The organism is Providencia xihuensis, from assembly GCF_041953405.1.
In the GTDB taxonomy this organism is placed as follows: Bacteria; Pseudomonadota; Gammaproteobacteria; order Enterobacterales; family Enterobacteriaceae; genus Providencia; species Providencia vermicola.
On record NZ_CP169565.1, the window covers coordinates 1,504,201 to 1,515,525 of the forward strand.

At 36.7% G+C, this 11,325-nt stretch carries 11 protein-coding genes; 4 read left to right on the forward strand and 7 right to left on the reverse strand.

Going from position 1 to position 11,325, the window contains the following annotated elements:
* Positions 1 to 74: 74 nt before the first annotated feature.
* Together secA and mutT are read left to right on the forward strand one after the other, a co-directional pair.
* Complete coding sequence (secA, locus tag ACE2AL_RS06550; protein ID WP_206082690.1) at positions 75 to 2,786, forward strand: preprotein translocase subunit SecA; 2,712 nt, start codon at positions 75 to 77, stop codon at positions 2,784 to 2,786.
* Positions 2,787 to 2,847: 61 nt separating this feature from the next.
* A complete protein-coding gene (gene mutT, locus ACE2AL_RS06555; protein ID WP_272539115.1) occupies positions 2,848 to 3,240 on the forward strand; it encodes an 8-oxo-dGTP diphosphatase MutT in 393 nt (130 codons plus the stop codon).
* An 84-nt stretch (positions 3,241 to 3,324) separates the two neighbouring features.
* Here the strand turns inward: mutT and yacG are convergent, their stop codons facing one another.
* The 7 genes from yacG to ampD all read right to left on the reverse strand — a co-directional run bounded on the left by yacG (position 3,325) and on the right by ampD (position 8,904).
* Positions 3,325 to 3,522: a DNA gyrase inhibitor YacG gene (gene yacG / locus ACE2AL_RS06560; RefSeq protein WP_206082688.1), complete on the reverse strand. Its 198-nt coding sequence runs from the start codon at positions 3,520 to 3,522 to the stop codon at positions 3,325 to 3,327.
* A gap of 16 nt (positions 3,523 to 3,538) precedes the next feature.
* Positions 3,539 to 4,297 carry a cell division protein ZapD gene (zapD, locus tag ACE2AL_RS06565; RefSeq protein ID WP_206082687.1) on the reverse strand — a complete coding sequence of 253 codons (759 nt, stop codon included), beginning with the start codon at positions 4,295 to 4,297 and terminating at the stop codon, positions 3,539 to 3,541.
* An 8-nt stretch (positions 4,298 to 4,305) separates the two neighbouring features.
* Positions 4,306 to 4,911: a dephospho-CoA kinase gene (coaE, locus tag ACE2AL_RS06570; RefSeq protein ID WP_206082686.1), complete on the reverse strand. Its 606-nt coding sequence runs from the start codon at positions 4,909 to 4,911 to the stop codon at positions 4,306 to 4,308.
* 164 nt (positions 4,912 to 5,075) lie between these two features.
* Positions 5,076 to 6,254: a type II secretion system F family protein gene (locus ACE2AL_RS06575; RefSeq protein ID WP_206082685.1), complete on the reverse strand. Its 1,179-nt coding sequence runs from the start codon at positions 6,252 to 6,254 to the stop codon at positions 5,076 to 5,078.
* Between the two features lies 1 nt (position 6,255).
* Positions 6,256 to 7,653: an ATPase, T2SS/T4P/T4SS family gene (locus ACE2AL_RS06580; protein WP_349415708.1), complete on the reverse strand. Its 1,398-nt coding sequence runs from the start codon at positions 7,651 to 7,653 to the stop codon at positions 6,256 to 6,258.
* 12 nt (positions 7,654 to 7,665) lie between these two features.
* On the reverse strand, positions 7,666 to 8,091 hold the full coding sequence (ppdD, locus tag ACE2AL_RS06585) for a prepilin peptidase-dependent pilin (protein ID WP_206082683.1): 426 nt from the start codon (positions 8,089 to 8,091) through the stop codon (positions 7,666 to 7,668).
* Between the two features lie 276 nt (positions 8,092 to 8,367).
* Positions 8,368 to 8,904 (reverse strand): 1,6-anhydro-N-acetylmuramyl-L-alanine amidase AmpD, encoded by a 537-nt coding sequence (gene ampD / locus ACE2AL_RS06590; protein WP_272539117.1) that lies wholly within the window; start codon positions 8,902 to 8,904, stop codon positions 8,368 to 8,370.
* Between the two features lie 105 nt (positions 8,905 to 9,009).
* On the opposite strand from ampD, the gene nadC reads away from it, so the two are divergent.
* Entirely contained in the window at positions 9,010 to 9,912 is a 903-nt protein-coding gene (nadC, locus tag ACE2AL_RS06595; RefSeq protein ID WP_206082681.1) for a carboxylating nicotinate-nucleotide diphosphorylase, read from the forward strand.
* Between the two features lie 596 nt (positions 9,913 to 10,508).
* Complete coding sequence (gene pdhR, locus ACE2AL_RS06600; protein ID WP_206082680.1) at positions 10,509 to 11,279, forward strand: pyruvate dehydrogenase complex transcriptional repressor PdhR; 771 nt, start codon at positions 10,509 to 10,511, stop codon at positions 11,277 to 11,279.
* Positions 11,280 to 11,325 lie beyond the last annotated feature (46 nt).

The window sequence follows — 11,325 nt, forward strand, 5'->3', positions numbered from 1 at the left end:
CAATGTTGAGAAAATCTGCGCCTTAAAATCTATGAAATAATAAAATAACTTATTGATTTAATGAGATTAAAAGTATGTTAACTAAAATTTTGACCAAAGTATTCGGTAGCCGTAACGATCGTACTCTGCGCAGACTGCGCAAAGAAGTGGAAAAAATTAATCGCTTAGAGCCTGATTTTGAAAAGCTATCAGACGATGAGTTAAAAGCCAAAACAGTTGAATTTCGTGAACGCTTAACTAAAGGCGAGAGCTTAGAAAGCATTATTCCAGAAGCATTTGCGACCGTGCGTGAAGCCAGCCGTCGTGTTTTTGGTATGCGTCACTTTGATGTGCAGTTAATTGGTGGGATGGTACTGAACGAGCGTTGTATTGCAGAAATGCGTACAGGTGAAGGTAAAACATTAACTGCGACATTACCTGCTTATATTAATGCGTTAAGTGGCAAAGGCGTCCATGTTGTGACGGTAAACGACTACTTAGCAAAACGTGATGCGGAAAATAACCGCCCTTTATTTGAATTCTTAGGTTTAACGGTTGGTATCAACTTACCAGGTATGGCACCGCCTGCGAAGCGCGAAGCCTACGCTGCAGATATTACTTATGGTACTAATAATGAATTTGGTTTCGACTACTTACGTGACAACATGGCATTTAGCCCAGAAGAGCGTGTACAACGTAAATTGCACTATGCATTAGTGGATGAGGTCGACTCAATCCTTATCGATGAAGCGCGTACACCGCTGATCATTTCAGGTCCTGCAGAAGATAGCTCAGAACTTTACCAAAAAGTGGATAAGTTAATTCCACATCTGCAACGCCAAGAAAAAGAAGATTCAGATACTTTCCAAGGGGAAGGGCATTTCTCTGTTGATGAGAAATCACGCCAAGTCACTATCACCGAACGCGGTCTGGTGTTAATTGAAGAACTTTTGGCAAAAGAAGGCTTAATGGATGAAGGCGAATCATTATATTCACCAACAAACATTATGCTTATGCACCACGTAATGGCAGGCTTACGTGCTCATGCATTGTTCACCTTAGATGTTGACTATATCGTTAAAGATGGCCAAATCGTTATTGTTGACGAACATACAGGTCGTACAATGGAAGGTCGTCGCTGGTCAGATGGCTTACACCAAGCGGTTGAAGCAAAAGAAGGTGTTGAAATTCAAAATGAAAACCAAACCTTAGCGTCGATTACATTCCAGAACTATTTCCGTCTATACGAAAAACTGGCGGGTATGACGGGTACAGCGGATACTGAAGCATTTGAATTTAGCTCAATTTATAAATTAGACACTATTGTTATCCCAACTAACCGTCCAATGGTGCGTAAAGATTTACCTGACCTCGTTTATATGAACGAAACCGATAAATTTGCAGCCATTATTGAAGATATTCGTGAAAGAACCGCCAATGGGCAACCTGTTCTTGTTGGTACAATTTCCATCGAAAAATCTGAATTAATTTCTAATGCACTGAAAAAAGCCAAAATTGCCCATAACGTCCTGAATGCAAAATTCCACGCAATGGAAGCGGATATCATCGCAAACGCGGGACAAGCTGGTGCAGTTACTATTGCAACGAACATGGCAGGCCGTGGTACGGATATCATGTTAGGTGGGAGCTGGCAAACGGAAGTTGCTGCGTTAGAAGAGCCAACGCAAGAGCAAATTGATGAAATCAAAGCGAATTGGAAAGTGCGCCATGATGCGGTTTTAGCTGCGGGTGGTTTACATATCATTGGTACAGAGCGCCATGAATCACGTCGTATCGACAACCAGTTACGTGGTCGTGCAGGTCGTCAAGGGGATGCGGGTTCTTCACGTTTTTACTTATCGATGGAAGATGCTCTGATGCGTATCTTCGCTTCTGATCGTGTGACTGGCATGATGAAAAAACTGGGTATGAAACCAGGAGAAGCGATTGAGCACCCATGGGTAACTAAAGCGATTGCTAACGCACAGCGTAAAGTTGAAAGCCGTAACTTTGATATTCGTAAACAATTACTTGAATATGATGATGTTGCGAGTGATCAACGTCGTGCTATTTATACTCAGCGTAATGAATTGCTCGACGGTGGTGATATTAAAGAAACGGTTGACAGCATTCGCGAAGATGTTTTTACCACCACGATGGATGCCTATATTCCACCTCAATCATTAGAGGAAATGTGGGATATTGATGGTTTGCATCAGCGTTTAGTTAATGACTTTGATCTTGATCTGCCAATGAAAGAATGGCTGGATAAAGAACCTGAATTGCATGAAGAAACTTTACGTGAACGTATCATGCAAAAAGCGGTTGAAATCTATGAGCGTAAAGAGGAAATTGTTGGTGCAGAAGCGATGCGTAACTTTGAAAAAGGTGTCATGTTACAAACACTAGATACCTTATGGAAAGAGCACTTGGCTTCAATGGATTACTTGCGCCAAGGCATTCACTTACGTGGTTATGCACAAAAAGACCCTAAACAAGAATATAAACGCGAATCCTTTAGTATGTTTGCTAATATGCTTGAAGCCTTGAAATATGAAGTTATCAGCACATTATCTAAGGTACAAGTTCGTTTACCTGAAGAGGTTGAAGCATTAGAGCAACAGCGTCGTGAAGAAGCTGAGCGTTTAGCGAAAAGACAACAATTAAGTCATGAAGCGGGCGCTGAATCTTTAATGACTGAAACCGAAGCTAACATAGCAACTCAAGGTCACAAAATTGGTCGTAACGACCCTTGTCCTTGTGGCTCAGGTAAAAAATACAAGCAATGCCATGGCCGTTTGAATTAAGTTACTATTAACTCATTAATATAAAAAAGGCGGGGTAACCCGCCTTTTTGACGAAAAGATTATGAAAAAAAAACATCTGCATATCTCGGCTGGAATTATTCGTAATTCCCAGCAAAAAATTTTTATTACTAAACGACCAGAAGGCACACATATGGCTGGCTTTTGGGAGTTTCCTGGCGGAAAGCTAGAACAAGGTGAATTACCTGAAGCTGCCTTGATTCGTGAGCTTGAGGAAGAAGTCGGGATTATTGCCACTCAGTATGAACAATTTCACCGTGTAGATCATGAGTTTGAAGATAGAATTATTACGCTTTATTTCTTTATTGTCTCTGCGTGGGATAATGAACCTTATGGAAAAGAAGGGCAGGATTCACGCTGGGTAGAACAAAAAGCATTGGTTGAGAATGAGTTCCCACCTGCAAACCGTGTTATTGTAGAGATGCTTATACAGTAATAATTTTTTAATACATTGAAAATAAAGTGGAAAATATACAAGTTTAAACAGAAGTTACATTTTCCACTTTATAAAAATATAAAGCTAGTTATCTGGTTGCTCACTCCAATCATCACTTTCAGAGATATCGCTCTGGCTTGCAATGCGTTTCTCTTCACTGGCCCATTCACCAAGATCAATGAGCTGGCAACGCTTGCTGCAAAAAGGCCTAAAAGGGCTGCTTTCATTCCAAATCACAACTTTTTGACAGGTTGGGCAGTTAACTTCAATAATTTCACTCATAAAACATTTCTCTACTTTAACAGCAAGATAATTCAAAACGGATCATATCAGGGAGTATACCATTCTCGCTATCGATATGCAGGAAACGTAAAGCAAAGCGTGTTTTGTGACCTGAAATTTGTGGGTAAATAAAGTTTTCTGCGGGCAATTTTATGCGCAGTAGCTCTTTACCTTCGACACTATCTTGATAAAAGCCATTAAATGACTCTTTAGTTTCAAACGTTCCTGATTGGCGAATTAATGACAGAACTGTTTTTAAAGCATCATTTAAAGGATCGAGACTTTGAAGCCAGCCACTGATGGCTTTATCTCGTTCATTTTTTGGAATATTTAACCATAATTGTAATGTAGGTAAATCAAAACTACAGCAGCCACCGGGAATGCTTAGTCTTTGGCGAACCATGCTAATAATTTTATCTGTTCGTAAATGGTGACCAAAGCGAGGTGCAGACATTAAGTGAGATATTTTATCTGATAAATCAGTGAGTAATGAACTAATTAGTTGATTGTCCGCATTAGGGTCGCTAGCCCAATTTGATAAGCGAGTGCGTTGTTTTTCAAGCTCTTTAATAAGATCTGAACGGACTTCGCCTCTATCTAGAATTTCAATAAGTTCTGAGACTGAACGAAAAAATGCGATACCAGAAGAGTAGGAGGTGATATTGCTGAGCTCATAAATTTGAGATAAAAGAGTTTCAAGGCGCAACCAAGAACGGATCTTTTCATTCATTGGATATTCATAAGTGATTAAATTTGTAGTTGCTAGTTCGCCCATTTTAATTCCTATGGTTTTATTTTTGCTAGTGTTAAATATTTATTGTGAAGATTTGCTACCTTGTCTTGAATGCTGGTGTCTTTAGTATGGTTTGTAATAACGTCATCAGCATAAGATAATCGTTTTTCACGGCTAACTTGTGCATTTAATATATTTTTGACCTGCTCGAGACTTATATTGTCTCTTTTTATTGTACGTTGAATTTGTTCTTCAGGGGTAACATCAACGACTAATACCCTATCTGCTAAATGAGAAATGTTGTTTTCGATTAATAAAGGAACAACCCATAAAACATAAGGATAATTGTCTTGGTAGAGCTGTTTTTGCGTCTCTTGCTGAATTAAGGGGTGAAGAAGTGTATTTAGCCATTTTTTTTCATTAGTGTTTGAGAAAATAATGTCTCTTAAAAGGCCTCGATTTAGCGTGCCATCTAAAGAAATAATCTCTTTACCAAAGTGTGACCTGATAGCGTCAAAAGCAGGGGTATTCGGCTCTACAACTTGGCGAGCTATTACATCAGCATCGACGATGGGGACACCAAATTTAGCAAAGTTGTTTGCAATGGTCGTCTTACCACTCCCAATTCCCCCTGTTAAAGCAACGATATAAGGCATAAATTTTTCGATCACTTATAGAAAATAAAAATAGATTACACTGAAATTATCCGTTTGTCTTCACTCAAATTAACTTGAATGAATATAGTTAAAAATACTTATATAACATGATTCTATATGGTTAGAGTATCTTAATAATATGAGATAGATATTATTAAAAACTATCATCCAGTGACAACATTCCCTAGATTAAATATTGGAAGATACATAGCTAGCATAATGATGCCAATTAAGAGTGAAATAAATACAAGAAGGACAGGTTCCAAGTTTTTCACTTTTCTCTCTATATGGAGCATGTATTGTTCGGAGTAGAACTTAAATAGGTATCTTGTAAAATAATAGAGTTTACCTGATTCTTCAGCAACGGCGATTAATTGAACTGCTAAACTTGGGAATAAAACAGTCTCTTTCATTGCATTTGAAAGTGTCCCACCTTTAAGAACAGCAGAGAGAATATTTTCACAATCTTTTTTGTATTGCTTATTATTGATTGTTTGTATTGTACATTTTAAACAATCAATTAGCGGAAGGCCGATTTTATATGTGGATGATACTGTTAGAAAATACAAGCTTAGATAATGATAGGAGATTAAACTTTTGAATACTGGCAGTTGTGAAAAAAAATGTTGTAAGTGCTGATGCTTATTTATTTTTAGTGTAAATATTAGAAGAACGAAAATAACTGATAAAAAATATGTGAATTGTTCTTTTATAAAGTCGGATACGTAAAGCATAGCTTGTGTTAATAGAGGTAGCTCCTGTTGAAAGCTATCGTAAATTTCTTTAAATTGAGGAATGACATACAAAAACATAATACATAGTAACATACCTGAAAATAGACAGAGAGTGAGCGGATAACGTATTGCTTTTTTGAACAATGCAGAGATTTTTTCATTATGCTCTAACATAAAGCTAATCGTATTAAAATTTTCATCATATTTACCTGTCTTTTCTGCAACAATGATAAGGCTAATAATTGTACTGCTAAAAATTTGTGGATGATTCTTTAAAAAATCGGAAAAAAGCTCCCCTTTTTCGATATGTAGAATCAAATTTTTAATAAAGTGACGCCAAAAAGGAAGGTGGCAATTTTCTGAAAGTATTTTTAAGCTTTGTATTAGTGTTATCCCAGATGATGTTAAGGCACCTAGTTGATGAAAGAAATGTATTCGATAGTTAATACAGGCGTGATTTAAATTAAAAATCGCTTTAATTTTGATTTTCAATGGAATAAGGTTATTTTCAGTAATAATAAGAAAAGCTTTTTTTTTACTTTTAGCTAACAAGGTATCTTCAATTATTTGGTTGTGAGCATTGAGTGCAATATATGAATAAATGAACATTTCAAGCCCCCTCGTTGCCAACAATGGCGTAAATTTCTTGTAACGTTGTTTCCCCTGATTCAATGAGCTTGATACCTGCTTGAAAAAGACGTTCAAAATTTACAATATTACGACCTTGTTGCTCCTGTAAATCTTGAATTATTTGCTGGTCAATGTACTCATAAACAGCTGTTCTTCCCATAAAGCCAGAAAAACAGTGCTCACATCCCTTAGACTTCCATTCATTAATCGTTAACACTCTATTTAGCTGAGTTTTTGATGGTGTAGGTATTTTACATTTAGGACATAATTTACGTACTAATCTTTGAGCTATCACCATTTTTAAGCAAGACATTAATTGTTTTTTTTCTACGCCAAGCTGGATCATACGTTCTATAGCGCTTACAGTACAATTAGTATGCAATGTAGATAAAACTAAATGGCCAGTTTGCGCTGCACGAGTAGCAATTTGGGCGGTTTCTTCATCCCTTATTTCACCAATCATAATAATATCGGGATCTTGGCGTAATAGTGCTCTAAGAATAAAAGCAAAGCTAAGTTCGGATTTTTCATGAACCTGTATTTGATTAATTCCTTGCAAAGGAATTTCAATTGGGTCTTCTATTGTTGAAATATTCCGAGAAGATTGATTTAAAAATTCCAGGGCACTATATAAAGTCACTGTTTTGCCACTGCCTGTAGGGCCTGTCACTAAGATTAGACCCTGAGGCTGATTTAAGTATCTTTTTAATGAGTCAAGAAGGGAAGAGCACATCCCTATGTGCTCTAATGAATATTTTAATTGAGTATTAAGAATTCTTAATACGAGTTTCTCACCATATAAGGTGGGAATACTAGAAAGGCGTATGCTGTAATTTTGCCCATCAAAATACCAATTCATTTGTCCATCCTGTGGACGTCTTTTTTCCGCAATATTCATTTTGGAAAGTATTTTTAGCCGAGCAATGATTTCATTGTTAATTTCGTAGGGTGCAGAAGGAAGAAAGTAAAGTTTCCCATCAACACGAATCCTAATCTTTAACCCCTGTTTGGATGGCTCAAGATGAATATCTGATGAGCGTTTATGAACTGCGGTTTTAAGTAAATTCTCAACAAAATCAACCGCAGGGGATGTAATATTTAATGTCTCTGCTTCTTTAGGTTGGTAAGGGATATCCTCCTCTTTGATTTGATGTATTACACTATTGAAGTAATGATCAACCTTTTCTTTAGGCCAAATATCATAGCAAACAGGAACGCTAGCAATAAACTTTAGAGTTGCCATAAGATTATCATCAGGTTTTTTAACCGTGGCTATAGATAATCTTTTATGGTTATAATCCACGATAATAATATAGTGCTTATCACATAGTTTTTTTAGTTCTTTAAATATAAACTGGTTATCTTTCGTTATATTCATAATTACCCCTAATTAAAAACTAAACGTTTTTTCACATAAAGATTTTAAATTTGTATTGTCTTTTATTTCGCAAGCAACATTCCATTTAAATGGCGAGTTATTACCTGTGACAACAGGTGTTAGTGTAATATTAAGATCTGATAATGTTTTATCTCCACTCAGTTTCACAATACCTGATTTTACATCAATGGTTTTGATGTGTTTCCCTGAAATATTATTTGGAATATTATCGTTGCCACTATTACATTGAGATAGACTACCGAAATTGAAGTGGCATATTTCAATACTATTTTTGTAAGGTAAAATGGTTTGCAGGACATCGGTCATTGCAGCCTTTTGCATATAGCTTTGATAACCAGGAATAGCAATAACACCAAGTATAGATATTATTGCAATAACAACCATTATTTCGATAAGTGAAAATCCTTGTTGGCGCATGATAAAACCTCTGTTGTTAAGTGAGGTTTTATCATAAAGCTATTTTTCTCTATATTTTATTCATTGTAAATGATGTTGCGAAACGCTTTGTAGATAAATAAATGAATTGATGGTTTATTACATTTTTTATCGATCGGCTTCGCAAAATATAATTTAATTTTAATATTGGCCTTTTTTAATTTCTTTAATTAAAGGAAAATGGATGTATTAAGAATAATAAATATATAGCAATTAAAAAATAATTAATTTTCATTGCTATATATGATTAAACTAATTTTAAAGTAAGCTTCTATAATATTGCCAATCAAAAAATGGGCCAGGATCGGTTTTACGTAAAGGGGCGATATCACTATGACCCGTAATATTATGGGCAATCAATGGATATTGAGTAATAAGTTGTTGGGTTAAAGTCGCGAGAGATTGGTACTGTGATTCAGTAAACGGCTCAAAATCAGTGCCTTCTAGCTCAATACCAATTGAAAAATCATTGCATTTTTCTTTTCCTTGGTAGCTTGATTGCCCTGCATGCCAAGCACGTAAATGAAAAGGAACATATTGAATAATTGAGCCATCACGGCGAATTAAGCAATGAGCAGAAACGCGAAGGTGTTTTATTTCCTCAAAAAAAGGATGTTCTTGAGGATTCAAAACCCCCGTGAATAATTGATTAATATAAGGCCCACCAAATTGACCTGGAGGAAGGCTAATATTATGGATAACAAGCAAAGAGGGAGTAACACCATCAGGGCGTTGATCATGATGCGGTGAGGGGATATGAGTCACATTATTTAACCAACCATCATGTATTTTCATCTCGTTATCCATAGTATTCTATCTTCTTTTTGTCAGGGCTCGTTATCTTTGGATGGAAAGATTAGCATAGATACAATAAGACGAGAGCATATTTTGGAGAAAGAAATGGCTATACGGCGTTATGATGAACAGCAAAGACGCGGCATTCTATTAGAGCGATTAGCAGTTGATATCCCTTTTATGGTGACAGTTGCATTAAAAGAAGACCTTGGACAGGTTGTTGACTATAAAAGAGATATCACAGGGCAGCTACTTAGTGAAAGCGCGATTGCAACCGCCCGTATTATTACACGGGAAAACGGTATCTTTTGCGGTAAACAATGGTTAGAAGAAGTCTTTCTTCAATTAGGCGGGCTAGTTAAAATTGATTGGAAAGTGAAAGACGGTGATACCGTCACATCAAATCAAGTGTTATGTGAAATGCAGGGACCATCTCAAGTTTTATTAACAGGGGAGCGGACTGCGCTGAATTTTATCCAAACACTCTCTTCGGTTTCGACAGTAACTGCGATATATGTAAAAGAGATTGCAGGAACTCGTGCCAAGCTACTTGATACTCGCAAAACGATTCCTGGCCTAAGAACTGCATTGAAGTATGCTGTTCTTATGGGAGGGGGATTTAACCATCGTTTGGGATTGTCAGATGCCTATTTAATTAAAGAAAATCATATTATTTCAGCAGGTTCGGTGGATATGGCGGTTGAACTTGCCAGACAAGCACACCCTGAAGTACCTATTGAAATTGAAGTGGAAAGCCTAGATGAGTTACTTCTAGCGCTAAAAGCAGGCGCAGACATCATTATGTTAGATAACTTTACACCGACAATGATGAAAGAGGCTGTAGTGCTAACTGCAGGGAAGGCTGCGCTTGAAGTCTCAGGTAATGTGACACTAAAAACAATAAAAGAATTTGCAGAAACTGGCATTGATTTTATTTCAGTGGGTGCTTTGACTAAACATATTCAAGCGATGGACTTATCAATGCGTTTTGTTGAGAACCATTCCTAGAGCATCATTACGCTATCAAAGTTTGATATAAGAACTGTATTGCTCAATTTCATCATACAGTTCTTTTATTTCTCATTAAGTGATTTATATCAGTATTCATAAAGTGGAAGTATTGGCATATTATTTTTAAAAGCATCAATATTATTCTATAGAAAGCGGGCCAATTTGAGTTGAAGATGCGGTTAGAATTTAAGATAAGTGTAAATTCAGTTGTGATTTTAACATTTTTGAAACAAAAAAAGTGAGACGTTTAAGTATAATAGAGCAGCTAAGGTTTTATTTGATTTTTAATTTGCTTTTAATGAATTTTTATTCATTAAAGTGATTGCTTTTACGATTCAGTTTGTATTTTTAATCGGTAAATGATGTTTTTTATGTTAAAAATACTCTCACGACATTGGTTGTTTAGTTATCAAAACATGCTAAATTTTAAAATAAATTGTTAATATTTGCAGGATTTTATGATTTAGCGCAAGGTCTTTATGGACAGATAGTGAATACTTTGTTACTTTATTAGCCCATAAACAAATTGGTATTACCAATTAACACTGGGTAATACGTAATCAATAATTACTCACTTATGAATATGGCAGATTATGACTTACGGTAAAATTCGCCAACCAAAGTTATCAGATGTAATAGAGCAACGGCTTGAACATCTTATTTTCGAAGGGACATTGCGCCCTGGCGAAAAGCTGCCCCCTGAACGTGAACTCGCAAAACAGTTTGACGTATCTAGGCCATCAGTGCGTGAAGCAATTCAAACATTAGAAGCGAAAGGGCTTCTATCTCGTCGTCAAGGCGGCGGCACCTTCGTACAAAAGAAAATGTGGCAAAGCTTTAGTGATCCTTTAGCTCAGTTACTCGAAGGTAATCCCGAATCTCAATTTGATCTTCTTGAAACTCGTCATGCCCTTGAAGGTATTGCGGCCTATTATGCTGCACTCCGTGGTACTGAAGAAGATCTTGACCGTATTCGTCAAAGTTATGAACTTATCGAAACCGCGCAAAAAAGCGGCGAGTTAGATGCCGAGTCAGATGCGGTACTCCAATACCAACTCATTGTGACAGAAGCGGCTCACAACGTGGTTCTATTGCATTTATTGCGCTGCATGATCCCAATGTTAGAACAGAATATCCGTCAAAACTTTGAATTTTTGTATACCCGTAAAGAGATGTATAACGCGGTTAGCTCCCATAGAGCACAAATTTTTGCTGCAATAATGGCAAGAGAACCTGAAAAAGCGCGCGAAGCATCTCACCGTCACCTGTCTTTTATTGAAGATTTGCTATTGGATATTAGCCGAGAGCAAACTCGTAGAGAACGTTCTTTACGGCGGTTACAGCAACACCCTGATTTAACTTAGTAATATAGATCCTGACTGCTGCGTCTATATTATTGTGAATGCTCTA

Bases quoted from the DNA above. Each gene is read 5' to 3' on its own strand.
- secA (WP_206082690.1), top strand. From the start codon at position 75: ATGTTAACTAAAATTTTGACCAAAGTATTCGGTAGCCGTAACGATCGT.
- mutT (WP_272539115.1), top strand. From the start codon at position 2,848: ATGAAAAAAAAACATCTGCATATCTCGGCTGGAATTATTCGTAATTCC.
- yacG (WP_206082688.1), bottom strand. From the start codon at position 3,522: ATGAGTGAAATTATTGAAGTTAACTGCCCAACCTGTCAAAAAGTTGTG.
- zapD (WP_206082687.1), bottom strand. From the start codon at position 4,297: ATGGGCGAACTAGCAACTACAAATTTAATCACTTATGAATATCCAATG.
- coaE (WP_206082686.1), bottom strand. From the start codon at position 4,911: ATGCCTTATATCGTTGCTTTAACAGGGGGAATTGGGAGTGGTAAGACG.
- ACE2AL_RS06575 (WP_206082685.1), bottom strand. From the start codon at position 6,254: ATGTTCATTTATTCATATATTGCACTCAATGCTCACAACCAAATAATT.
- ACE2AL_RS06580 (WP_349415708.1), bottom strand. From the start codon at position 7,653: ATGAATATAACGAAAGATAACCAGTTTATATTTAAAGAACTAAAAAAA.
- ppdD (WP_206082683.1), bottom strand. From the start codon at position 8,091: ATGCGCCAACAAGGATTTTCACTTATCGAAATAATGGTTGTTATTGCA.
- ampD (WP_272539117.1), bottom strand. From the start codon at position 8,904: ATGAAAATACATGATGGTTGGTTAAATAATGTGACTCATATCCCCTCA.
- nadC (WP_206082681.1), top strand. From the start codon at position 9,010: ATGGCTATACGGCGTTATGATGAACAGCAAAGACGCGGCATTCTATTA.
- pdhR (WP_206082680.1), top strand. From the start codon at position 10,509: ATGACTTACGGTAAAATTCGCCAACCAAAGTTATCAGATGTAATAGAG.